At 68.1% G+C, this 24,100-nt stretch carries 16 protein-coding genes; 4 read left to right on the top strand and 12 right to left on the bottom strand.

All coding sequences use genetic code 11. The annotated features are described in order from the left end of the window. Nucleotides 1-639: 639 nt before the first annotated feature. Together AC1DKD_RS08995 and AC1DKD_RS08990 are read right to left on the bottom strand one after the other, a co-directional pair. Complete coding sequence (locus tag AC1DKD_RS08995) at nt 640-2,694, bottom strand: NAD(+) synthase (RefSeq protein WP_441635406.1); 2,055 nt, start codon at nt 2,692-2,694, stop codon at nt 640-642. 230 nt (nt 2,695-2,924) lie between these two features. Continuing rightward, nucleotides 2,925-4,487, bottom strand: coding sequence for a hybrid sensor histidine kinase/response regulator (locus AC1DKD_RS08990; protein ID WP_441635393.1), 1,563 nt, complete (start codon nt 4,485-4,487; stop codon nt 2,925-2,927). 304 nt (nt 4,488-4,791) lie between these two features. On the opposite strand from AC1DKD_RS08990, the gene AC1DKD_RS08985 reads away from it, so the two are divergent. Further along, entirely contained in the window at nt 4,792-7,104 is a 2,313-nt protein-coding gene (locus tag AC1DKD_RS08985; protein ID WP_477143192.1) for a helicase C-terminal domain-containing protein, read from the top strand. 25 nt (nt 7,105-7,129) lie between these two features. Here AC1DKD_RS08985 and AC1DKD_RS08980 read toward each other — a convergent pair whose 3' ends face one another. The 6 genes from AC1DKD_RS08980 to AC1DKD_RS08955 form a co-directional block, all read right to left on the bottom strand. Beyond that, nucleotides 7,130-8,743, bottom strand: a complete 1,614-nt coding sequence (locus tag AC1DKD_RS08980; protein ID WP_441635389.1) for an MFS transporter — start codon at nt 8,741-8,743, stop codon at nt 7,130-7,132. A 143-nt stretch (nt 8,744-8,886) separates the two neighbouring features. After that, on the bottom strand, nt 8,887-9,729 hold the full coding sequence (locus AC1DKD_RS08975; protein WP_441635387.1) for a transcriptional regulator: 843 nt from the start codon (nt 9,727-9,729) through the stop codon (nt 8,887-8,889). 204 nt (nt 9,730-9,933) lie between these two features. Further along, nucleotides 9,934-10,257, bottom strand: a complete 324-nt coding sequence (locus AC1DKD_RS08970) for a hypothetical protein (RefSeq protein WP_441635385.1) — start codon at nt 10,255-10,257, stop codon at nt 9,934-9,936. A gap of 116 nt (nt 10,258-10,373) precedes the next feature. Next, nucleotides 10,374-11,453, bottom strand: coding sequence for a LacI family DNA-binding transcriptional regulator (locus AC1DKD_RS08965; RefSeq protein ID WP_441635383.1), 1,080 nt, complete (start codon nt 11,451-11,453; stop codon nt 10,374-10,376). A 10-nt stretch (nt 11,454-11,463) separates the two neighbouring features. Then, the gene (locus tag AC1DKD_RS08960) at nt 11,464-13,362 is read right to left on the bottom strand and encodes a TRAP transporter large permease (RefSeq protein ID WP_441635381.1); all 1,899 of its coding nucleotides are present in this window, start codon (nt 13,360-13,362) and stop codon (nt 11,464-11,466) included. Nucleotides 13,363-13,408: 46 nt separating this feature from the next. Beyond that, the gene (locus AC1DKD_RS08955) at nt 13,409-14,449 is read right to left on the bottom strand and encodes a TRAP transporter substrate-binding protein (protein ID WP_441635404.1); all 1,041 of its coding nucleotides are present in this window, start codon (nt 14,447-14,449) and stop codon (nt 13,409-13,411) included. 256 nt (nt 14,450-14,705) lie between these two features. Between AC1DKD_RS08955 and AC1DKD_RS08950 the strand changes: the two genes are divergently transcribed. Then, a complete protein-coding gene (locus tag AC1DKD_RS08950; RefSeq protein WP_477143191.1) occupies nt 14,706-15,467 on the top strand; it encodes a 2OG-Fe(II) oxygenase in 762 nt (253 codons plus the stop codon). 116 nt (nt 15,468-15,583) lie between these two features. Beyond that, complete coding sequence (gene ada, locus AC1DKD_RS08945) at nt 15,584-16,651, top strand: bifunctional DNA-binding transcriptional regulator/O6-methylguanine-DNA methyltransferase Ada (protein WP_441635377.1); 1,068 nt, start codon at nt 15,584-15,586, stop codon at nt 16,649-16,651. A gap of 27 nt (nt 16,652-16,678) precedes the next feature. Here the strand turns inward: ada and AC1DKD_RS08940 are convergent, their stop codons facing one another. Further along, nucleotides 16,679-17,722 (bottom strand): SDR family oxidoreductase, encoded by a 1,044-nt coding sequence (locus AC1DKD_RS08940; RefSeq protein WP_441635375.1) that lies wholly within the window; start codon nt 17,720-17,722, stop codon nt 16,679-16,681. Nucleotides 17,723-17,836: 114 nt separating this feature from the next. Between AC1DKD_RS08940 and AC1DKD_RS08935 the strand changes: the two genes are divergently transcribed. Continuing rightward, on the top strand, nt 17,837-18,487 hold the full coding sequence (locus tag AC1DKD_RS08935) for a TetR/AcrR family transcriptional regulator (RefSeq protein WP_441635373.1): 651 nt from the start codon (nt 17,837-17,839) through the stop codon (nt 18,485-18,487). A 15-nt stretch (nt 18,488-18,502) separates the two neighbouring features. Here AC1DKD_RS08935 and AC1DKD_RS08930 read toward each other — a convergent pair whose 3' ends face one another. The 3 genes from AC1DKD_RS08930 to AC1DKD_RS08920 form a co-directional block, all read right to left on the bottom strand. Beyond that, nucleotides 18,503-19,720, bottom strand: coding sequence for a TolC family protein (locus AC1DKD_RS08930; RefSeq protein WP_477102718.1), 1,218 nt, complete (start codon nt 19,718-19,720; stop codon nt 18,503-18,505). 113 nt (nt 19,721-19,833) lie between these two features. Then, nucleotides 19,834-22,959 (bottom strand): efflux RND transporter permease subunit, encoded by a 3,126-nt coding sequence (locus AC1DKD_RS08925; protein ID WP_477143190.1) that lies wholly within the window; start codon nt 22,957-22,959, stop codon nt 19,834-19,836. After that, nucleotides 22,959-24,032: an efflux RND transporter periplasmic adaptor subunit gene (locus AC1DKD_RS08920; RefSeq protein ID WP_477111324.1), complete on the bottom strand. Its 1,074-nt coding sequence runs from the start codon at nt 24,030-24,032 to the stop codon at nt 22,959-22,961. Before AC1DKD_RS08920 ends, AC1DKD_RS08925 begins: the two co-directional genes overlap by 1 nt. Nucleotides 24,033-24,100: the final 68 nt, after the last annotated feature.

Below are 24,100 nucleotides of genomic sequence, written 5' to 3'. Positions count from 1 at the left end.
GACTTCTGGAGCCATGGCTTCCGTGACAGACAGGCGCCGTCTATCTCATCGGCGCCAACGTGGCCTTGATCCCGTTGACGGTCTTGTCGGAAGGCATGCCCGGGCCACTGGAATTGCAGGCCATCGGGGTTGCTATCGCGGTGGAGGCAATGAGCTGGCTGACGCAGGCGGATAGGAACCGAGTGCCTATATCAGCACCGATCCTATCCAAATGAATCACCGAAAAACTGACAAATGCTGACATGACCCTGCCATGTCAGGCTCGTCGGGCGCTGCTTGCGCACGGCACGTGACATTGGTTAAAGGGGTGGAACAGCCCCTTCAGGCAGGAACAGGACGGGATTGCGCCGATGTAAGCGACTGGATGCCTGCGAGACCTGACTCGCGACATTGCCGATAGGACGCCTGGGACTCAGAACCGAGTTTTTCAGGTCGTACTCAGGGCGCGGCGAGTTTGGGTCCCCGCCGCTCTTTCTGGATCGGTGACGAGGCGTCTTTCGCCTCGTCCCGATCGCCTTCCCTGGCTACTTTCGCAGCTGCGAGAGAAGAATGGGGCGCACCGCCCACAAGGGTGGTGAAACCGCCTTTGGCTTTAGGATTTTGATTTTGAAGTTCAAGCCGTTGCGGTTACCTCCTGCCTCAAACCCCATCCGGAATCCTCTCAAGGTCCTTCATCCACACAACAGACTCCGAATCACTAGGCGCCCGCCAGTCCCCCCGCGGCGACAGCGACCCACCCGACCCCACCTTCGGCCCATTCGGCACGCAAGACCGCTTGAACTGGCTCGTCCGGAAAAACCGGTCAAGAAAGATCCCGAGGTTCCGCTTGATATCCGCCACCTTGTACTCATTACGCGCCACATGCAGCCCCTCGGGCCAGCTTCCCTTATCGCGATCGCCCCAGGCGCTCATGGCAAGAAACGCAATCTTGGTCGGCGTAAATCCAAACCGCAACGTGTAGTACAGATTGAAATCCTGCAGCTCATACGGACCGATGAAATTCTCGGTCTTCTGCTGTGGCGCATCGGCCGAGTCGCCCGGCACCAGTTCGGGACTGATCTCCGTCCCAAGCACATCGAGCAATACGTCAGACCCCGCGTCGCCAATCTGTCCCGTCTCCGCTACCCAGCGGACCAGATGCGAGATCAGCGTCTTCGGCACGCTGCCGTTCACGTTGTAATGCGACATATGGTCGCCAACGCCATAAGTACACCAGCCAAGCGCAAGCTCGCTGAGGTCGCCCGTGCCGATCACGATAGCGTGGCTGGAATTGGCAAAGCGGAACAGGTGGTTAGTACGCTCGCCCGCCTGCACGTTCTCGAACGTCACGTCGTACACGGGCTTGCCGGACGCATACGGGTGCCCGAGATCCTTGAGCATTTCGGTGCAGCTCGGCCGGATATCGATCTCCTTCGACACGCAGCCCACCACCTCCATCAGCTTGCGCGCCTGGAGCAGCGTGCGGTCGCTGGTGGCGAAGCCGGGCATGGTGATGCCGAGGATATTGGTGCGAGGCAGCTTCAACCGGTCCATGGCCTTCGCGCACACGAGCAGCGCATGCGTTGAGTCCAGCCCGCCGGAGACACCGATCACCACCTTGGAGATGCCGCTGGCCGACAAGCGCTGGACCAGCGCCTGCACCTGGATGTTGTAGACCTCGCTGCATCGCTCGTCCCGGCGCCGGGCGTCGGATGGCACGTAGGGGAACCGCTCCACCGTCCGGCGCAGCGGCAAGGACTTGTCCAGCACCGTATCGACGGCAAACGGAATCACCCTGAACTTCGCGACCTCCGCGCCATGGCGCCGCACCGAGTGGCCGAAGGTGGTCTGGTGCATCCGCTCGCGCGACAGGCGCTCCAGGTCGACGTCGGCAAAGGTCAGGTGCGAGCTGTCCGCGAAGCGTTCGGACTCGGCCAGCAGTTCGCCGTTCTCGTAGATCAGCGCCTGCCCGTCCCACGCCAGGTCGGTGGACGACTCGCCCTTGCCGGCCGAACTGTAGACATAGGCCGCGAGACAACGCGCCGATTGCTGGCTGACCAGTTGATGCCGGTAGCCGGACTTGCCGACCACGATATTGGATGCCGACAGGTTCACCAGCACGGTGGCGCCCGCCAGCGCCGCGAACGACGACGGGGGAATCGGCACCCAGACGTCTTCGCAGATCTCCACGTGGAAGCGGAAAAACGGAATGTCCCGCGCTTCGAACAGCAGGCCGGCGCCAAACGGCACCTTGTTTCCATCCAGCAGCACTTCGCTCACCGCCGCGCTGTCCGCCGCGCTGAATTGCCGTGCCTCGTAGAACTCCCAGTAATTCGGCAGGTAGGACTTCGGGACGACACCGAGCACCTGCCCGCCGGCGACCACCGCCGCGCAGTTGAACAACTGATGCTCGACCCGCAGGGGCAGCCCGACCACCAGCGTGGTGGCAATGGTCCTGGAGGCAGCCACGATCTCTGCCAGGGCAGCCTCGCACGCATCGAGCAAGGCCCGCTGGTGAAACAGGTCGTCGCAGGTATAGGCGGACAAGCCGAGTTCCGGGAAGGCCACCAGCGCCGCGCCCTGGCTGGCGGCTTCCCTGGCCAGCGCAATCGTCCCGGCTGCGTTGAAGGCGGGATCGGCCACGCGGCAGACAGGCACGCCCACCGCCACGCGGGCGAAACCGTGGGAATAGATATTCAGGAACTTGTTCGTCATGTCACTCATGTCAGTCATCCTTGCGCTGCGCGTCGCAGCGTCCCGGCGCCTGCCAGGCGCCGGAGCGGGTTGTGCGGTACATGACGCAATTCTACGATGCGCGTCCTGCCGGCGCTGAAGTCTGCCGGCGCGCAACGGCACAGGCACGGCCGGGACGGGCTGCGCCCGGCGCCGGACATTGCGGCGTTTTCAACGAGCGGGAAGGAACGACCAGTGCCGGCAGGCAAGCGCTACTCGCCGCGGGCGATCTGCCGCCCCACCGTTGCCAGCAGCATCTCCAGGTGGCTCATCTCGATCGGCTTCACCATATGGGCGTGGAAGCCGGCGACATGCGTATCCTCATGGTCGGCCGGTTGCCCGAACCCGGTCATCGCGACGAAGACCGTGCCGCGCAGTTCCGGCTGGGCCCGCAGCATCTTCAGCAATTCGAAGCCGTCCATGACGGGCATGGCGATGTCGATCAGCGCGAGGTGCGGCGAAAAACCGGTAGCGATCGCGTGGGCCATTTCCCCCTCGTAGGCGACCGACACTTCATGGCCCAGCATCTGCAGCAACATGGCGAGACTGTCGGCCGAATCCCGGTTGTCATCCACCACCAGCACGCGCAATGCGCCGGTCCGCGGGGACGTATCGGCAGTGGTGTCCGCGGGCTGATGCTTGATACAGGGCATCTGGATGGTAAATGTGCTGCCCTTGCCCAGCCCCGCGCTGGAGGCCCGGATGGTTCCGCCATGCAATTCCACCAGCGAGCGGCACAGCGACAGGCCAATGCCAAGCCCGGCATTCTGGACTTCGCTGATGGGGCTGTGTTGCACGAACAGGCTGAAGATATCTTCCAGCGCGTCCTGCTGGATGCCGCAACCCTGGTCGGATACCCGCAGTTCAAGCAGGCGGCCGGTCACCTCGCCACTGATGGCGATGCGGCTGCCCGCCGGCGAGAACTTCGCGGCGTTGTGCAGCAGGTTCTGCAGGACCTGCACAAGCCGGGTGAGATCGGCCCGGAACGCCACGGGCTCATCAGGCAGGCTGACGTCGACGTGCTGCCCGCGCAAGTCCAGCACGGGCCGGGCGGATTCGATGCCACGCGCCACCACGTCGCGCAGGTCGACATTGCTCAGCCGCAGTCCCACTTTGCCCGAGGCAATGCGTCCCACATCCAGCAAGTCGTCGACGAGCCGCGTCAGATGGCTGATCTGCCGGTCGATCATGTCCCGGCAGCGCGCGGCATGGGGACTGAGGCTGGTGTCCAGCCGCATCAGGTTGATGGCATTGCGTACCGGTGCCAGCGGGTTGCGCAGTTCATGCGACAGCGTCGCGAGGAACTCAATCATGCGGCGGCTCGACGCTTCGATTTCTTCCAGCCGCCGTCTTTCGCTCATGTCCCGGACCACCTTGGCAAAGCCGCTGACGGCCTGGCTCTCATCGTAGATCGGTGTGATCGTCACGTTGGCCCAGAACAGCGTGCCGTCCTTGCGCACCCGCCAGCCCTCGTCTTCGAAGCGCCCTTCCGCCCGGGCGCACCGCAACTCGTAGTCCGGCCAGCCGCTGGCAACGGCCTGGGGCGTGTAGAACACCGAGAAATGCTTGCCAATGACTTCCGCCGCCGCATAACCCTTCATCCGCTGCGCGCCCGGGCTCCAGCTCGAAATATGGCCGGTCCCGGTCAGGGTGAAGATGGCGTAGTCCTGGATGGCGTCCACCAGCGCGCGGTAGCTCGTCTCGCTCGACTCCTCGACTTGCGGGGTGGGCGAAGCTGACGAGGAGGGAGCATTCAGGCTGCTGGGCTCTGTCATGGCGGATTCGTGAAGCTTTGCAGGGCGGATGCCCTGGCGGCGCAAGCTTGCCGGTGCCGCCCTGCTGCAATGAGCGGCGGCGTGGCCGGGATGCGCGGGATGCAAAATTGTGACACGGTTTGGGCAGCGCAGCCAGATTAGGCGAGATGCCGGCCGGCCCCACCCCGGTACTGTATATTCATACAGTTCGCCGCAGCAGCATGTTCATCCCGTGATTTCCCCTACCAAGTGCGTCATCCCCTACACCGGGAGTTGCCTCCTTGCCGAGCCCGCCCGCCGCGCCTCCGACACAGGAGCGAGGCCGATGACGTACACCGTCGCCGTGCGTGCCTTGTGTGAATTCACCGCCAAGCAAGGCGATCTCGACGTGCGCTTCACGCCTTCGCCTACCGCCGCCGACGGCATGGCCGCCCATGCCCTGGTGCAGTCGCGGCGCGGCGCCGCGTACCAGTCCGAGATCAGCCTGCAGGGCGAGTTCAGGAACCTGCGGGTGCGCGGGCGCGCCGATGGCTACGATCCCGACCGGAACCTGCTGGAAGAAATCAAGACGGTGCGCGGCGATTGGACCGCGCTGCCCGAGAACCATCGGCAATTGCACCTGGCCCAGGCGAAGATCTATGCCTGGCTGCTATGCGAAAAGCTCGGACTCGCCGGCATGCAGGTGGGCGTGGTCTATTTCGACGTGGCGAGCCGGCAGGAGTCGGGCTTCAGCGAGCACTTCGGGGCCGGGCAACTCCTGGCTTTCTTCGAAGAGAAGTGCGAGCGCTTCGTCAACTGGGCCTTGCAGGAGAGCGCGCATCGCGCGGCGCGCGACCAGGCGCTGCAAGGCATGGCCTTTCCCCATGCCTCGTTCCGGCGCGGGCAGCGTGACCTGGCCGAAGCCGTCTATCGCGCCGCACGCTCGGGCCGCTGCCTGCTGGCGCAGGCCCCTACCGGCACCGGCAAGACAGCAGGCACCTTGTTCTCCATGCTCAAGGCGGTACCCCAGGGGCAGATCGACAAGGTGTTCTACCTGACCGCCAAGACCACCGGCCGCCAGATGGCGCTGGACGCCGCGCGGGGACTGCGCGACGGTAACGCCGGCCTGCGCCTGCGGGTGCTGGAGCTGACCGCGCGCGACAAGGCCTGCGAGCAGCCGGACCGCGCCTGCCACGGCGAATCGTGCCCGCTCGCGCGCGGGTTCTACGACCGCCTGCCGGCAGCACGGCAGGACGCCGCCGGGCAGGCCCTGCTCGATCGCGCAGCCTTGCGGCAGATCGCGCTCAGCCACGATATCTGCCCGTACTACCTGGGCCAGGAAATGGCGCGCTGGGCGGATCTCGTGATCGGCGACTACAACTACTACTTCGACCGCGCCGCCATGCTGCATGGCATGACCACCGCCAACGACTGGCGCGTCGGCGTGCTGGTCGACGAGGCGCACAACCTGCTGGAGCGGGCGCGCAAGATGTACTCGGCGGAGCTGGATCCCGCGGTGCTGCCCGAACTGCGGCGCGGCGCGCCAAGGCCGCTCGCCAGCGCGCTGCGCCGGCTCTCCGGCCAGTGGAACCTGCTGGYGAAGGCGCAGGAGAGCGCCTATGCCGCGCACCCGGAAATTCCCGGCCCGTTTATCGCGGCGCTGGAGCGCACGGCATCGGCCATCCTGGACCAGCTCACCGAAGCGCCGGAAAGCGTGGGCCCGGCGCTGCAGCGCTTCTATTTCGATGCCCTGCACTTCTGCCGCCTGGCCGAGTCGCTCGACGCGCATTCGGTCTTCGATATCAGCAAGGAGGCTGGCGCCGCCGAATCCGCGACGCGCCCCGCCCGGAGCAAGACAGGCAAGGGCCGCCTTGCCGTGCGCAACCTCATCCCCGCGGCCTTCCTGGCGCCCCGGTTCGCGGCGGCCCATGCCACCACGCTGTTCTCCGCCACGCTGACCCCCGCGCGCTTTGTCAGCGACACGCTGGGCCTGCCACGCAACACGGTCTGGCTGGAAGTGCAGTCGCCCTTCCGCGCCGACCAGCTGGCGGTGCGTATCGCCGGCAATATTTCCACGCGCTACCGCGACCGCGAGCGCTCCGTGCGCCCCATCGTGGACCTGCTGGGCGCGCAGTACAGGGCGCGTCCGGGCAACTACCTCGCATTCTTCAGCAGCCACGATTACCTGCGGCAAGTGGCGGACGCCTTTGAGCAGCGCTGCCCGGATATTGCCGTGCGCCGGCAGTCGCGCGCCATGACCGAGGCCGAGCAGGCCGAGTTCCTGGCGGCCTTTGCGCCCGGAACCTGCGCCATCGGTTTCGCGGTGCTTGGCGGCTCCTTCGCGGAGGGCATCGACCTGCCGGGGGACCGGCTCATCGGCGCCTTTATCGCCACGCTYGGCTTGCCGCAGGTCAACCCGGTCAATGAACTGACCATGCGCAGGATGCAGTCGGCATTCGGCTGCGGCTACGAGTACGGCTACCTCTATCCCGGCTTGCAAAAAGTCGTGCAGGCGGCCGGGCGCGTGATCCGCACCGAGGCGGACCGCGGCGTGGTGCACCTGATCGACGACCGCTTCGCGCGGCCGGAGGTGCGCGCCCTGTTGCCGGCCTGGTGGGAAGTCGCCATCGAAACCGGCGCAACGCCGGGGAGTGCCTAGCCTTGCGTGAGCCGGCACGCAGCCGTTACGGCGGCGAAACCAGGTGCCGCACCCGCGGCGGCGCCGGGCCGCGATGCAAGGCATGGACGCGGGCCTGGATCGCCTTGTCGTTGGCGCTGAAGCGCTCGTGCTGGCGCAGGTGCTCCAGCCACGACTCGATCACAAACGTTTCCACGTAGCGGCCGGGCGCTTCCATGTCCTCGAACAGGCCCCACGACAGCGCCCCGCCGCGCCGGCGCACGCGCCGCATTTCGCGGGCAGCGGCGCGAAACGCGGCGGCATCCGCCGGGTCGGTGCGGTACTCGACGGTGATCATCACCGGCCCGCAATCGTCGGCGGTCTCTTCGGAAAGCGGCACGCTGGCATCGTGCGGCGACGGCGTGAGATCCAGGTCCGGCGAATCGGCCAGACGCCAGCGCAAGGCCGCCACGGCGGCCAGCAGCATGCCCGAGCCGGCCACCTGCAGCGCCAGGTCCGTCCCCTTGAGCGAGGCTACCTGCCCCCACACCGCGCTGCCGGCCGCCATGGCGCCGAAGAACACCACCAGGTAGACCGCCAGCGCCCGTGCCTTCACCCAGCCCGCCGAACTGCGCTGCGCGCCGCCATTGAGCACGGACAGCACGACGATCCAGGCCAGGCCCGCGAACAGCAGCACGGCGGCGATCAAGGCGAAGCTCCTGAAGACCGACATGGCGAACAAGACCAGCGCGAAAATCACGCTGGCGCCAAGCACCAGCCGATCGGGCGAGAGCAGTTGGCGCAGGCGCGGCAGCACCAGGGCGCCGCCGATCGCCCCCGCCCCCACGCAAGCCAGCAGCAGCCCGTAGCCGCCCGGCCCCACCGCCAGCCCTTTGCGCGCCACCAGCGGCAACAGCGCCCAGCCGGCACTGCCGAACACAAAGAAGGCCACCGCGCGGACCAGCACCACCTGCAGCACCGGCGCCGCCTGCACGTAGCGCAGGCCCGCCCGCACGGCCGGGAGGAAATGCTCGGGCGGCAAGCGCCGCGTGAGCGGCGCCGGTTGCCACCGGTAGATCACCCACAGCACCCCCAGCACCGACACCGCGTTGATCAGGAATACCGCCGGCGGCCCGAACAGCGTCAGCACGACGCCGCCCAGCGCGGGCCCGATCGCCCTGCTGATGTTCACCCCCAGCGAGTTGAGCGCCACCGCCGACTGCAGCGCCGGCTTGGGCACCAGGTCCGGCACAATGGCCTGGAACGGCGGCGCGCTCATCGCCGCGCCAATGCCCAACAGGAAAGTGGCGGCCAGCAACACCGCGGGCGTTACCAGCCCGGCCAGCGCCAGCAGGCCAAGCGCCGCCGCCACCACCAGCATCCAGGCTTGCGCGAACAGCAGGTACTTGCGCCGGTCCACGATATCGGCCAGCACGCCGGACGGCAGGGCGAACAGGAACATCGGCAGCGTCGTGGCCGCCTGCACGAGCGCCACCATCAGTGGCGACTGGCTGACCGACGTCATCATCCAGCCGGCGCCGACATCATGCATCCAGGTACCGATATTGGACGCCAGCGTGGCCAGCCAGATGGCCCGGAACACCTTGTTGCGCAAGGGACTCCACGGCCCGGCGGCAGGCGCGGCTACCGCGGAGCCCGCATGGGAAAGCTCCTGATTCATCTCAGCTCCAGGTCCACGAAAGCGACACCCATGGATTGTAGGATGCGGTATGCGTGGCATGGGTCCCCGCGGGCATGCCGCATTTCGAGCGCCGGAAATCACTGCCCGCGCGATGGCGCCTGAGCATCGGCTGACAGGCGTTGTCAGCCAGGCGGGCCCAGGTGCGCCTCGGGCTGCGGCCACGGGCGAACATCCGCTGCCTGGCGCGCCTCGCTCGCCGGAGCGAAGTCGGCCGGATCGAGCATGGCGGCAAGCACTTTGCCAAAAGCACTGAGGAGCACGTCGGAGGTCAGGCCGGAGGGGCCGGCCAGTGCCGGGCAGATAATCCAGGTGCTGTCGTCGCGCGTGAACACGCGCAGGGATTTCACCAGGTCGGCGGGCTGCAACTGCCGCTCTTGCACCGCCGCGCCGTCCAGCGCGAATGCACTGACAAAATCCTCGGTGTGCCGATGGCCCAGGCACACCACCACCTTTGGCCGCCAGCGCGCGCACATCTCGGCCAGGAAGCGGAAGCGTCCGCCGTACCGGCACAGGTCCAGGTAACGCTCCTTGGGCACCAGTTCGGGCTGGCCGCGGAACACCCTGGACCAGGGGGTCAGGCCATCGAGCTGCACGGGCACGGGAAACAGGTTGAGCTTGAACTCGGCGCCGCAGGACGAATACAGGCAGTGCTCGTAATACGACTTCCAGTCGGCATCGGCATCGCGAAGGCCCAGCACCTCGGCGCGGGCGGCGGCCATGATGCGGGCAATGCGCTGGTGACTAAGCCATTTGCCCATGCTGCCCCGATGCGCTTCACGAAACGCGCGGTCCCACGACAACGGCGCCATGCGGGGCTCGAGCGGCGCTTTCAGGTGCTCGGACCAGGGATTCGGACTCCTGTCGCAGAACCAGACCGAACCCCGCGGATTCCCGCCCTCCATGCCGACATACGAAGCAAAATAAGTGTCCAGTTCCTGCCTTGCGAACACCGCGGTGTTTTCCATGCTGCCCCCCTGATTGCCTGGTGGGCCCCCCTTCCGCACTTGCCGCAACGTGCCGCTCAGCCAGGTAATGGCCGCGCGTGCCGTCGCGATCGTCATCCGGACGCCAGGCGCCGGCCAGGGCCGGCGCTATGTCATTCCGGTCGTCTCATCTGCTTTGCGCCTCGTCGAAATCGTCCTGAATAGCCTCTCGCCGCGGCCTGCTCCCTATTCGTCAGCCGTGTCGGCCCCCCCGCCGTTGCCGGACCTGAGCAACTCGGCGATCGTGGTCGCCGCGGCCGGTGCGAACTGCGTTACGCATGCGCGCGTCAGCGCCAGTGTGTAGGAAAACGCCATGGCGCGGTCCTCGAATGTGCGGTTGAGCATGAAGTGCGCGGCGGGCACCAGGCCGTCGGCCAGCTTTGACAGGCGGACGAGCGATCCCCAGCTTCCGTCCTCCACTTGCAGGATATCCACTTCAATGGCGTATCCCGCCTCGATATAGGTTCTGGCCGGTCCTGCCAGCCGGCGTTCCGGTTTGTCGGGCACCATCTCTCGCTCCTCCACGATACAGATCATTCCAACACCATCACGCGCACGCCGTGCGCGTCACCACCAGCCCCTGGCGGCGGGCTCCCCCCCGGCCGCCACGGGCTGCAATGCACGGGTCAGCCTCGCCTTCGGGTCGGCGCGCCGGCCACGCGGTTGACGGCAGGCGGCGGCGCGGTGGACTGGCGCACCACCAGGCCGCTGGGGAAACACAGGCGAATCGGCGCCAGGCCGGGTTGCGCCAGCCGCAGCATGACCCGGCGCACCATGGCCTCCGCCATGTCGCCAAAAGGCATGGCCACCGATGTGAGCGCGGGATTGGTGTACGAGCACATGCCGATATCGTCCATGCCAATCACTGAAACGTCGGCCGGCACCGACAAACCGGCCTGGTGCAAGCCCGACATCAGCCCGATCGCCATCATGTCGTTGACCGCGATCAGCCCGGTCGGGCGCGCCGTGGTGCGCGCCAGCCGCGCGGCCAGGACCTGGCCCAGTTCGGCCAGTTCGGCATCGCCATAGTGCGCGGCGGGCGGGCACTCTATCACCTCTGCCGTTTCCGCGATCCCGGCCTCTGTTGCCGCGGCCTCGAAGCCGGCAATCTTGCTCGCGCGGCTGACGGTGCGCCCGGCGGGCATGACGAATGCGATGTGCCGGTGGCCAAGGGCGATCAGGTGCGAGGCGGCCAGGTGGCCTGCCTGGAAGTTGTCGGGCGCGATATGGTCGATGCGCGCAGGCATGTTGGGATCGGCGCCGCCGTCGTAGCTCACCATCGCCAGCCCCTGGCGGGTCGCCGGCTCGAAATGCTGCTCGTCGGTCAGCGACGAGACGATGATCACGCCGTGCACGCCAAACGAGAGCAGGTCGTCGAGCATGCGCGACTCCTGCTCCCGGTCGCGGTTGGTGTTGCCCAGCAGCACGCGATAGCCGGTCTGGCGCTGCGCTTCGGCCTCGATCTTCAGCGCGAGCTGGCCGTACATCGGATTGGCGGTGGAAGGCACCAGCAGGCCCAGCATGGGCGTCTGCCCGGTCTTGAGCTGGCGCGCAACCTGGCTGGGGCGGAAGCCGAGCGTGCGGATCGCCTCCTGCACCCGCTCGAAGGTGGCGGGATTGAGCCGTTCGGTGCGTCCGTTGAGCACGTTGGAAACGGAGCTCACGGACACGTTTGCCAGTCTGGCGACGTCTTGTATGGTTGCCATTATCGGGTTCTCATGCCAGCTTCATCAGGCGGGGTAGCCATAGCGTGAGCGATGGCATCAGGACCAACAGCAGCAAAATCAGCAACAGCAGCGCCAGGTACTTCAGCATCGGCCCGGCGACCTGCTCCATGCGCGTGCCGGTCATCGCGCAGGTGGCGAACAGCCCCAGGCCCAGTGGCGGCATGAACAGGCCGAACCCCATGGCGATCACCATCACAGTGCCGAAGTGTAGCGGATGCACGCCGGCCTGCCCGGCAATGGGCGCCAGCAGCGGACCAAAAAGGATGAGCGCCGGCGCGCCCTCCAGGATGGTGCCAAACACGATCGTCAGCAGCACCGACACCAGCAGGAAGGCGGTACTGCCGTATTGCACCGCCAGCCCGGTCATGGCGTGCTGGAGCAGGCCGGGAAGTTGCTGGATCGACAGCGCGAATGCCAGGCTCGATGCCGTCGCGATCACGAACAGGATGCTGCCGGTCATGGCCGCGGCCCGCGCGAACAGGCGCACCACGGCGCGCACATCGAGCTCGCGGAACACCAGCACCCCCACCAGCAACGCGTAGACCACCGCAAAGGCGGACACCTCGGTCGAAGTAGCCATGCCCGATGTCACGCCCTTGCCGATCATCGCGATCATCAGCAGGGTGGCCAGCGCGCCGCCGGCCAGCTTGCGCCTGGACTTGCGCACCGGAAAGGCCAGGGCGGGATCGATGCGGCTGCCGCGGGCCACGGCGAGGACGATCAGGCCGAGCGTCATCACCGCGGCCGGGACCACGCCGGCCAGGAACAGGCCACCAATGGAGATGTTTGCGACAAAACCCATCAGGATCAGGTTGATGCACGGGGCGATGGTCTCCGCCATCACGGCGGAACTGGCGAGCACCGCCGCGGTTTCGTTGGCATCCTGCCGCGTGCGGCGCACCGCCGGCACCACAATGCCGCCCACCGCGGCAATGTCCGCCAGCTTGGAGCCGGACACCCCGGAGAAGACCGCCGTCGCCACGATGGCGATCAGGTTCATGGCACCGCGCACGCGGCCGAAGGCCAGCACCAGCAACTCGACCAGCCGCGCCGACATGCCGTTGACCTCCATCAGCAGGCCCGCCAGCACGAAGAAGGGGATCGCCAGCAGCACGAAATGATCCATGCCGGATAGCACCTGCTGCGAATAGACGATCAGCGGCAGCGACGGCTCTGCCAGGAAATACAGCAGCGCGGCCAGCCCCAGCACGAAGGCAATCGGCATGCCCAGCAGCATGCCGCCGGCAAAACCCACGGCCAGCAGCAGCCACGGCGGAACCTGCCAGCCGCTGCCGGCCACCGTGCCGGACAGCGTGTTCCACGCCCACACTGCGGCGCACAGCAACGTCGCCAGCAACAAGGCCAGCCACCTGGCACGGCCCCCCCTCAGTGCATTGGCGAGCGCGATCGCGCTCAGGTACAGGCTGCCCAGGCAAGCCGGCAAGACATGGAGCCACTGCGGCAGGCCCAGCGGCGTGCTGACGTTGCGCGCGTCGAGCAGCAGCAGCACCGATGAAGCGAACAGCATGACCGACACCGCCGCGATCATCCACGCGCACAGCCGCGTGGCAAGAGAATGCCACCTGCCCGGCAGCCGGTTGCGAAAGACCTCGAAGCCGGGATGCCGGCCGCGCGCCAGCACCGTGCCGGCGCCGAAGAACACAAGTACCGCCATCAACAGCCGCGCCGCATCCTCGGCCCACTCCAGCGGCGCGTGCAGCAGGTAGCGGCAGATTACCGATGCGCACACCAGCAATACGTCGGCGGCCAGCGCTGCCGCGCAGAGGTATTCGGCCAGCCTGGACAGGCGGCCCGGCACGCTGCCGGCTCGCCCATCGGGGGCGCGTGCGGCGACGCCCGCGGCATCGTCCAGCGGGTTCGCGCTCATACCGCCGCGCCTTGCGCGCAAAGACAAGATGGCACGCCCATGCTGCTCAGGCGCGCGCGGCTTCGATCGCCGCCAGCAGCGGCCGGGTAGCCGGATAGCTGGCGGTGAATCCCGGCCATAGCTGCGCCTGCATGCGAGAGCGGACCGACTCCCGCTCCGCGGCGCGCATGGGATGAAAGGCCAACCCGAGCTGGCGCAGCGCATCCATGGCCCGCTGGCCACGCTGCGGCGCCACCTCGCGCTGGTAGGCGCTGGCCTGCGCGGCCGCCTGCAACAGCGGCGCCTGCAGCTCGAGCGGCAGCTTTTCCCATGCCCGCTTGCCCAGCACGGCAACGCTGGCACTGAACAGGTGCTCGGTCAGCCAGCAATGCCCGACCACCTCATTGAGCTTGTTGGCCAGCACGCTGGCGGCGTCGTGCTCGAAGCCCGCCACCACGCCGGTCTGTACCGCCGTATAGACCTCGTTGAAGGGAATCGGCGTGGGAATGGCGCCCATCAAGCGAAAGGTGTCGACAAAGATCTGCGTGGGCAGCACGCGCAGCTTCACCTTCTGAAGCGCCGCCAGCGAGGTCACCGGATGGCGGGTATAGACGCTGCGCGCGTTGAAGAAGGCGCCCCATCCGATCACGCGGCAACCGGTACGCTCGCGCAGCATGGCATCGAACCGCGCGGCCACGCCGCCATCCAGCGCGCGCGCCAGGTGCGTCCAGCCGTCGAACAGATAGCCCAGGTCAAGCAGTGCCAGCTCAGGCAATGCGGTGGCCCAGATCGAACTGCCGGTGACCATCATGTCGATCGAGCCCAGGCGCACCTGCTGCACCACATCGGCCTCCTTGCCCAACTGCCCGTTCGGAAAATAATCGACACGGATGCGCTCGCCCACCGCCGCGCGCAAGCATTCGCGGAAGCGCTCGAACCACAGGTATTGGGCCGAACTCTGGTCCACCGGCATGGCCGAGGAACAGCGCAGCACCACCGGCGCATCGGCGCCCATCGCAACGCGCGGCAGCGCGGAACCCGCGGCAAGCGCCAGCGAGGACTTCATGATCTTGCGGCGAAAAGCATTACACACGTCGTAAGACTCCATCATGAGCAGGGCCGGGCAACTTGGTATTAAGCGTTTCAGTAAAACGGTTTACTAAAACGATTCACGAGATCATAGGCGAGTGGGAGCCAAAAGCAAGCGCGGCGAACTGGCAGGGCAGCGGGCGGCGCACATCCGGGCGCCAGGCGCGGGGAGAGCATGCACGAACAAGAGAATTCAACAGCAAGACACGGAGTGATGCCGCCGGGATCCTCCTCTAAAGTTCGTTGCATCGACACGAACCACGAAAGGCCGCAGCATGAAAGCAAGCCAGGCAACGGCAACCCGCAGCGCGAATACCATTGAAGAGGCCACCCCGCGCGTAGAGACCCTGGAGACCCTGGACTGGGACGCCATCGCRCAGAACCTGGACCACCACGGCTACGCCGTCATGGCAAACCTGCTCGCCCCCAACGCGTGCGATACGCTCGCGGCCCTTTACCCCCTCGACACGCCCTTCCGCTCCCGCGTGGTAATGAGCCGCCACGGCTTCGGCCAAGGCGAATACAAGTATTTCAGCTACCCCCTGCCTGCCCTGATCGAAAGCCTGCGCGGCGCGCTATATCCCCACCTCGTCCCGATAGCCAACCGCTGGAACCAAGCCATGGCCATCGACACCCRCTACCCCGCCCGGCACGCCGATTTCCTGAAACGCTGCCACGCAGCCGGCCAGACACGCCCCACCCCGCTGATCCTCCAGTACGGCCCGGACGACTACAACTGCCTGCACCAGGACCTGTACGGCGAACACGTCTTCCCGATCCAGGCAGCCATCCTGCTCTCCGAGCCGGGCCAGGACTTTACCGGCGGCGAATTCGTGCTGACGGAACAGCGCCCGCGCATGCAGTCCCGCGCCGAGGTGGTGCCGCTGCGCAAGGGCGACGCGGTGGTGTTCGCGGTCAACCAGCGCCCGGTGCAAGGCACGCGCGGCAGCTACCGGGTCAAGCTGCGCCACGGCGTCAGCCGCCTGCGCTCGGGCCAGCGGCATACGGTGGGGATCATCTTCCATGATGCCCTGTAGGGGTAACGCGGAATCCACCCGCGGAATTTGACCGCAAGAGCCGGAGTGCGCAGCCCGCTCCACCGGCATACAGTGAACCCATGAAACGCCACCAGACACCCAGCACGAGGACCACCATGGAAATCCCGCTGACCTCCGCCGAACGCGACCCGCGCTGGGCACGCGTGCTCGCCCGCGACCCGGCTGCCGATGGCGATTTCGTCTATGCCGTGAAGACCACCGGCATCTACTGCCGGCCCGGCAGCCCGTCTCGCCTGCCGCGTCCGGAGAACGTGGAATTCTTCGACACGCCCGAGGCCGCCGAAGCGGCCGGCTACCGCCCGAGCCAGCGCGCGGCGGCAGATCAGGCTGCGGTTGCCGCGCAGCACGCCGCCCTCGTCGCCGGGGCCTGCCGGGCCATCGAACGCGCGGACAGTCCGCCCACGCTGGACACGCTCGCCGCGCAGTCCGGCCTGAGCCCCTATCACTTCCACCGTGTCTTCAGGGCGGTCACCGGCCTCACGCCGAAGGCCTACGCCGACGCGCACCGCGCGCGCAAGCTGCGCACGCAGCTCGGCCGCGGCGGCTCCGTCACCGAAGCCATCTACGACGCGGGCTTCAACTCCAACAGCCGCTTCTATGAGGCCTCGGACCAGATGCTTGGCATGACGGCAAGCCGGTACCGCGCGGGTGGCGCCAATACCGACATCCGCTTTGCCGTCGGAGAGTGCTCGCTCGGCTCGATCCTGGTCGCGCGCAGCGAGCGTGGCGTGTGCGCGATCCTGCTGGGCGACGACCCCGACGCGCTGGCGCGCGAGTTGCAGGACCAGTTTCCCAAGGCCAACCTGATTGGCGGCGATGCCGGCTTCGAGCAATGGATCGCGCGGGTGGTCGGCCTGATCGAAGCGCCGTCGCTGGGCCTGGACCTGCCGCTGGATGTCCGCGGCACGGCGTTCCAGGAGCGCGTGTGGCAAGCGCTGCGGGAAATTCCTGCCGGCACGACCGCCAGCTACGCCGAGATCGCCGCGCGCATCGGCGCACCCAAGGCCGTGCGCGCGGTGGCGCAGGCTTGCGGCGCCAACCATCTCGCCGTGGCGATTCCCTGCCATCGCGTGGTGCGCAGCGATGGCAACCTGTCCGGCTACCGCTGGGGCGTGGAGCGCAAGCGCGAGTTGCTCGAGCGGGAAGCGCAAGCGAAATTGTGAATAGCGCAGCCGCCTGCGGCGTACCCGCTAGCGAATCAGCGCGCCATGTCCGGCGGGCAGCCAGCCGTGCCCCCGGTACCAGGAGATGACATCGCGCACCGTTTCCTCGACCGGCCTGAATCCCAGGCCCAGCTCGCGCTCGCTCTTGGCGTGGCTGAAACGGGTCCGGTCCGCTTCACTCACCATCAGCCGCACGGTGGCCAGGCTGAGCAGGACCGGCTTGCCGCTCAGGCGCGCGTAGATCTCTTGTACGCCGGCGAGCGCATACAGCAGAGGCAGCGGTAGCGCGCGCGCCGGCGTTGGCACACCGGCGACGCGGCCGATCAGCGGAATCAGCTCGCGCATCGTCATATGCCGGCCCGCCGCGAGATAGCGCTCGCCACGCCGGCCGCGCTGCGCGGCGGCGATCTGCGCCAGCGCGACGTCGCGGGCATCGACCACGGAGAAACTCCCTGGAACCAGTCCCGGCAGCTTGGCCAGCACCGTGTCGAGCGCCACCTGGCCGGCGGAAGTCGGGCCGATATCGCCCGGCCCCCACATCCAGCCGGGCAGCACGAAGGTGGCGTGCATGTCAGGGGTTGCCTTGAGAAAGTCCTGTACCGCGCGGTCCGCCAGGATCTTGCTGCGATAGTAGTCGTCCGCCTCGGCGGGATCGCGATCGTTGGTCTCATCGATCACCGCGCCCGGCGCGCCGTTCAGCACGGCAATGGACGAGGTCTGCACGAAGCGCCGGACACCAGCGGCATAGGCTTGCCCGATCAGGGCGGCCGTGCCATCGACATTGATGCGCCTGAGCGTTTCCCAGTGGCTGCCGCCCTTGTAGTTGTCGCGGAAGAAGGCCGCGGTATGGAACACCACGTCGCAGCCGCGCAGGGCCGGCACGAAAGCGGGAACGTTCTCCATGTCGCCAACCACAAGTTCGACGCCGGCCAGGCCGGCGAATTGCTGCTGTCCTTTTTCCGGCGAACGGACGAGCGCCTTGACGGCCACGCCGCGGCCAAGCAGCGCGCGCACGAGGTTGTTGCCCAGCAAACCGGTGGCCCCGGTAACGAAAGCGGTATTCAAATTCATGGCAGCCCCTGCATTTCGACGTTCATTGCGAATTCAGATATCAATTGATATCCGTTATCATAGCAGTTGAATTCCCAACATCAATGGCTATCGCTATCACCACCCGCCACGCCAATGAACCAACCCACCCCACGAAAGCGGCTAAGCCGCGAGCAAAGCCAGGCGCAAACCCGCGAACGCCTGCTCGATGCAGCACGGCGGCTATTCGTGCAGCGCGGCTTCGGCGGCACGTCGATCCGGGATATCGCGGAGGAAGCTGGCTATTCGCAGGGTGCGTTCTACTCGAACTTTCCTGACAAGGAGGCGCTGCTGCTCGATCTGCTGCGCGGCCATATGGAAGCCGAGGCGCGGCAGCTTGCCATGGTGTTCGATACCGCGGAACGCCCGGGCGGCGAGGTGCTCGCGGGCCTGGATGCCTGGGCCGCGACGCTCAACGCGGAGACGGACTGGGCCATGCTCTCGATCGAGCTGCAAATGCACGCCAATCGCAGCCCGGCGTTCGCCGGCGCATATCGCACCGTCTGGGAAACGCACCGTGCGGAACTCGGCCGCCTGATCGAACGGCTGTTCCGGCACCTTGGCCGCATACCGCCGGCTGCACCGGAAGAGCTGGCCGCCAGCTTCATGGCGCTTGCGCATGGGCTTGCGCTGCAACGGACCACGACGCATCCCGACCCCACGGGCCGCATGCTCATGGTCTTCCTGCGCGGCCTGCTGGCCAGTGCCGGGGCCGCGGGCGACGCGCCCACCGCGCGTCGCCGTTAGTGGGCGCCCCGCGCCTCAGTCGTCGAAATCCCACATCCGGTGCAGGTCCAGCCGCAGCCGGCTGTCCGCTTCCAGCGCGTCGACCATGGCCACCCGTTCGGCCAGCGTGGTGTCGGCCAGCGCGCGCCGGATGATCAGAAGTTCGCTCAAGCCGGTTTCGCCCGCCTTGTAGGCCCGCCCGGTGCGCGCGGCGGCGCTGCGCTGCAGCGCCAGCGCCTCGGACTGGGCCATGGCCGCGGCCCGCTTGCCTTCCAGCCCGCGATACTGCACCTCGAACTCCGCACCGATCCGGCGCTCCACCGACAGGCGGCGGCGGGCCGCTGCCTCCGCGTCGGCGGCGGCCGCCACCGCCGACGCGCGCCGGTGCGCCGAGCCCAGCGGCATGGCGATGCTCACACCGGCAATCCGCTCCGCGCCGCCGCGCTCGACCGTGAAGAACACGCCCACGGTCGGGTCGGGCTTGCGCTCCAGGTCGGTGCGCCGGGCCTGCCGCTGCGCCTGCATCTCCTCGGACTGAGCAAGGCGGAACTCGTGGCTGTCCTCCACATAGCGGATGCGCAGCGCGTCGGCGGAATCGTCCGGCAAGGCCTGCAGGCGCACCTCCGCAGGCAGGCCGCCGGGCACGCCAAGCCCCGGAAAGCGCGCCCGCAGCTCGGCTTGCGCCGCTGCCTCGGCCGCCCGCGCGCTAGCCAGCGCGGCAGCCGTGCGGGAGCGCTCGGCCAGCAAGAGTTCGTGATCCATGCGCGCCGCATCGCCTGCCTGTACGCGCCGCGCGGTCACGCTCGCCAACTCCGCGGCCAGGCTGTCGTTGCCCTGCGCCGCGACCCTTGCCTGCTGCGCGCGCAGCGCCGCGAACCACAGCGACAGGATCTGCCGCGAGACCTCATGGCGCGCATCCATCACGGCGAGCTGGCCGGACTGCACGGTCGCATCGGCCAGCGCGCCATCGGCATCGGCCTTGCCCCATAACCGCAGCGGGCGCTCCAGCGCCAGTTGCCCTTCGGCATACCGCTCGGACGGCTCCCGCACCTGCCGGCCCTGCCCGATGGCGCGCACCACGGCCTCGGCGGTGCCGGCACGGATGCCGTCCGCGCGGGCCAGCACCGCGTCGCGGTGCGCTTCGGCCATCTGCACGTCGGGGGACTGGCCGACCGCCTCGCGCACGGCGGCTTCCGGAGGCAAGATGCCGGCTTCGGCCGGCCGGATCGCCTGCGCCCACGCGGTACTCGTCATGCCGCCGGTTGCGGCCATCAGGGAGACGGCCGTTGCCACGGCGAATGCCGAAGCGGCGGCAATCCCGCGCATTGCGCCCTTCGTTGCGCCCTTCGCGCTCCTGGTTGCGCTCTTCATTGCCCCTCTCCTTGTTCCATGCGGCCCTGGTTTTCCTCACGCGAACGCGCCACGCCGTAGCGCTCGAACAAGAGCGGTAACAGCAGCRAGGTCAGCGCGGTGGCACTCACCAGCCCGCCCGAGACGACGATGGCCAGCGGACGCTGGATCTCCGAGCCCGGCCCGGTCGCCAGCAGCAGCGGGATCATGCCCAGCGCGGTGATGCAGGCGGTCATCAGCACCGGCCGCAAGCGGTCGCGCACGCCAGTGCGCACTGCCTCCGCCACTGGCCGCCCCTCCTCCAGCAAGGTGTTGAAATGCGAGACCAGCACCACACCGTTGAGCACGGCAATGCCAAGCAGCGCGATAAAGCCCACCGAGGCAGGCACCGAGAGGTATTCGCCCGCCACCCGCAGCGCGGCGATGCCGCCCACCAGCGCGAACGGGATATTGGCAATCACCAGCGCCGCCTGCCGGATCGAGCGGAAGGTCAGCATCAGCAGCAGGAAGATGGCGCCCAGCGCGAGCGGCACCACCAGCGCAAGACGCGCGGCGGCGCGCTGCTGGTTCTCGAACTGCCCGCCCCAAACCACGCGCAGCCCCTTGGGCAGCCCGGCCAGGCCAGCCACGGCGGCTTGCGCCTCCTGCACGAAGCCGGTCAGGTCGCGCCCTTCCACGCTGACCTGGATCACCGCGAAGCGTCCGCCGTCTTCATGGTTGATCCGCACCGGCCCTTCCACGCGCCGCACCTGCGCCAACGAGGTGAGCGGCCAGGGCGTGCCATCCGGTGCCGTCACCTGCAGGCTGGTGAACATCTCCGGCGTCTGCCGCAGGCTTTCGCCGCCCCGCAGGATCAGCGGCGTGCGCACGGTGCCCTCCGGCACGATGCCAATGCGCTCGCCTTCCACCTGCGCGCGCAGCAACGCCTGCAGCGCGTCGCCGGAAAGCCCCGCGCGACCGACGGCCGCGCGGTCCAGCGCGAGCGTGAGGTACTGCACGCCCTCGTTGCTGGGCGCGATGACTTCCGCCGCGCCGGCGATCTTGCGCACGCGCGCTGCGATGGCCTGCGCGGCCGTGTCGATGGCGCCGAGATCGTTGCCGAACACCTTGATCGCCACGTCGCCGCGCGTGCCGGTCAGCATTTCCGACACGCGCATCTCGATGGGTTGGGTGAAGCCGTACACCACGCCCGGGAAGCGTTCCATGACGTGGCGGATGGCGGTGGCGATATCTTCCTTGCTGCCGCGCCACTGGTCCTTTGGCTTTAGCACCAGGAAAGTGTCGGTCTCGTTCAGCCCCATCGGGTCCAGGCCAAGGTCGTCCGAGCCGGAGCGCGCCACGATCGAGCGGATCTCCGGCACCTCGGCCAGCAGCGCCTGCTGCACCCGCAGGTCCAGGTCCACCGAAGTGGCCAGCGAGACCGACGGCGCCTTTTGCAACTGCACGATCAGGTCGCCCTCGTCCATGGTGGGCATGAAGGTTTTGCCCACCGACAGGTAGAGCGCCACCGCCAGGGCCAGCGCCGCGCCCGCCGCGGCAAAGACGATGCGGCGATGCTGCGCGCTCCAGTCCTGCAGCCGGGCAAACCCGCTCGCCACCTTGCGCATCAGGTACGGCGCCTCGTCGGCATGCGCGCGCAGCAGCATCGATGCCAGCGCAGGCACCACGGTGAACGCGATCACCACCGACGACGCCAGCGCCAGCACGATGGTCAGCGCCACCGGCCCGAACAGCTTGCCCTCCAGGCCCTGCAGCGACAACAGCGGCAGGAATACGATGGCGATGATCGACACACCGGCCAGCATCGGCGGCGCCACGCTGGCAACGGCATGGCGGATCACCGCGCCACGCAGCGACGGATCGCTCTTGTGGCCGTGCGCCCGCGCCAGGGCGGACTCGATGTTCTCCACCACCACCACCGCCGCGTCCACCAGCATGCCAAGCGCAATCGCCAGGCCGCCGAGGCTCATCAGGTTGGCGCTCAGGCCCACGTAGCGCATCAGCAGGAAGGTTGCCAGCATCGACAGCGGCAGGGTGGCCGCCACCACCAGCGCCGCGCGCAGGCCGCCGAGAAACAGGTACAGCGTCACCACCACCAGCAGGCTGGCTTCAATCAGCGCGCGCACCACGGTATTGGCGGCACGGGTGACCAGTTCGCCGCGGTTGTAGAACACGTGCGTGGACATGCCCTTGGGCAGCTGGGGCGCCAGCTCGTCCAGCCTGGCCTGCACGGCGGTGACCAGCTGGCGGGCATCGGCGCCGCGCAAGCCCAGCACCAGCCCCTCGACCGCTTCGCCACGGCCGTCCTTGCTGACCGCGCCGTTGCGCGTGGCCACGCCGAGCCTGACGGTGGCCACATCGCCCACCGTCACCAGCGGCATGCCATTGCGCGCGCCGGGCGCATCGATGACGATCTGCCGCAAGTCTTCCACGCCGCGCACGCCGCCTTCCACGCGCACCACCCAGTTCTCGTCGCCCTGCTCCACCCGGCCCGCGCCATCGTTGCGGTTGTTGGCGTCGAGCGCCTGGCGCAGTTGCTCCAGCGTGACCGCGCGGGCGCGCAGCCGCGCCGGGTCGGGGATGACTTCGTAGCTGCGCACCGCGCCGCCCAGCGCGTTGACGTCGGCCACGCCAGGCACCGTCCGCAAGGCCGGGCGGATCACCCAGTCGAGCACGCGGCGCCGCTCGGCGAGCGAGAAGCCATCGCCTTCCACTGTGAACATGAACATCTCGCCCAGCGGCGTGGTGATCGGCGCCAGCCCGCCGATGGCGTTGGGCGGCAAATCGCGCATCAGTCCGGACAGCCGCTCGGACACCTGCTGGCGGGCCCAGTAACTGTCCACGCCCTCCTCGAAATCGACCGTCACGTCGCTGATGCCGTACTTCGATACCGAGCGGACGATGGTCTTGTGCGGAATGCCAAGCAGTTCCTGCTCGACCGGCGTGGAGACGCGCTGCTCCACTTCCTCCGGCGTCATGCCGGGAATCTTCAGGATGACCTTGACCTGGGTGGGCGAGATGTCCGGGAAGGCATCGATGGGCAACTTCAGGTATGCCCACGCGCCGGCCACCGCCAGCACGCAGGCGGCAATCAGCACCAGCGCCCGCTGGCGCAGGGAGAATTCAATCAGGCCGGCGAGCATCACTGACCTCCCGCCAGCATGCCCTTGAGCGCGCCCACGCCGCCGACCGCAACCCGCGTGCCGGCCGGCAGCGCGGCCCGCACGGTCGCCGCGGCATCGTCCACGGCCTCGACCACCACGGTCTGGTAGCGCACGCCGGCCTTGTTCGCCACGAACACGCCGGGTGTGCCGCGCCAGTACGTCAGCGCGGCAGCCGGTACCCGCGCGCGGCCCGCGCCGGTGGCGTCGGGCGCGCTACGCAAGTGCACGATCACATTCACGCTTTCGCCGGCCTGCAGGCTGCCGCGTTGGTCCAGCGCCGCGCGCACGCGCACGGCGGCGGTGCCGTCGCTCGCCGGCACCACGCCGGCCACCTTGCCGGTGGCGCCGCGCTGGCGCACTTCCACGCGCTCGCCGCCAGTGGGGGCCGGCATGTCGCGGCCGACCAGCAGGTCAAGCTCCAGCGCGGTGGGATCGACGATGCGGAACAACGGCGCCGCGCCGTCCACGCGCGTGCCGGGCACCGCGTTCACCTCGGCGATCAGCCCGGCGCGGCCGGCCACCAGTTGGGGTTCGCCAGAGCCACTGGCGAACACGATGCCCGCGGCGCCCATCTCGGCCTCGCGGGCGCGCACCATTGCCGCCGCCTCTGCGGCGCGCGCCTGCGTGGCTTGCCAGCGGCTGCCGGGGATGATGCCGTCTTCATGCAAGCTGCGGTCCCGCGCCAGCGCGAGCCGCGCCAGGTTGGCCTGCGAGCGCGCTTCGGCCAGCGCACGCCCCGCCTCGAACAACTGCGGGCTGGCAAAGGTGGCAAGCGCCTGGCCGGCACGCACCGGCTGGCCGATCGCCACCAGCACGCGCGCGACCATGCCGGGATAAGGCGCGGCCACCACGTACTGCGCATCGGGCTTGAGCACCACGCGCCCGCTGGCGCCAATCTCAACCTGCGCGGCACTGGCGACCGGCTCGAACCGCACGCCGAGCGCGCGGGCCTGGGCATCGGACAAGGCCAGCGCCTGCGCGCGCGCCATGCCGACGGGAAACAGCGCTGACGCAAGCAATGCGCCAACGAACAACATGCGACGGGAAAACATGCCTGACTCCAAAGCAGGATGGAAGCGCCCGGCGCGCCTTGACCGGTCCCGGTCAGGCGCGCGAGCGT

The sequence above is a fragment of the Cupriavidus sp. 05T313 genome (assembly GCF_056396665.1).
This window is presented reverse-complemented; position numbering and strand designations above follow the sequence as displayed.

Bases quoted from the DNA above. Each gene is read 5' to 3' on its own strand.
- AC1DKD_RS08940 (WP_441635375.1), bottom strand. From the start codon at position 17,722: ATGAATTTGAATACCGCTTTCGTTACCGGGGCCACCGGTTTGCTGGGC.
- AC1DKD_RS08970 (WP_441635385.1), bottom strand. From the start codon at position 10,257: ATGGTGCCCGACAAACCGGAACGCCGGCTGGCAGGACCGGCCAGAACC.
- AC1DKD_RS08965 (WP_441635383.1), bottom strand. From the start codon at position 11,453: ATGGCAACCATACAAGACGTCGCCAGACTGGCAAACGTGTCCGTGAGC.
- ada (WP_441635377.1), top strand. From the start codon at position 15,584: ATGGAAATCCCGCTGACCTCCGCCGAACGCGACCCGCGCTGGGCACGC.
- AC1DKD_RS08995 (WP_441635406.1), bottom strand. From the start codon at position 2,694: ATGACGAACAAGTTCCTGAATATCTATTCCCACGGTTTCGCCCGCGTG.
- AC1DKD_RS08990 (WP_441635393.1), bottom strand. From the start codon at position 4,487: ATGACAGAGCCCAGCAGCCTGAATGCTCCCTCCTCGTCAGCTTCGCCC.
- AC1DKD_RS08980 (WP_441635389.1), bottom strand. From the start codon at position 8,743: ATGAATCAGGAGCTTTCCCATGCGGGCTCCGCGGTAGCCGCGCCTGCC.
- AC1DKD_RS08920 (WP_477111324.1), bottom strand. From the start codon at position 24,032: ATGTTTTCCCGTCGCATGTTGTTCGTTGGCGCATTGCTTGCGTCAGCG.
- AC1DKD_RS08975 (WP_441635387.1), bottom strand. From the start codon at position 9,729: ATGGAAAACACCGCGGTGTTCGCAAGGCAGGAACTGGACACTTATTTT.
- AC1DKD_RS08955 (WP_441635404.1), bottom strand. From the start codon at position 14,449: ATGGAGTCTTACGACGTGTGTAATGCTTTTCGCCGCAAGATCATGAAG.
- AC1DKD_RS08930 (WP_477102718.1), bottom strand. From the start codon at position 19,720: ATGACGAGTACCGCGTGGGCGCAGGCGATCCGGCCGGCCGAAGCCGGC.
- AC1DKD_RS08935 (WP_441635373.1), top strand. From the start codon at position 17,837: ATGAACCAACCCACCCCACGAAAGCGGCTAAGCCGCGAGCAAAGCCAG.
- AC1DKD_RS08960 (WP_441635381.1), bottom strand. From the start codon at position 13,362: ATGAGCGCGAACCCGCTGGACGATGCCGCGGGCGTCGCCGCACGCGCC.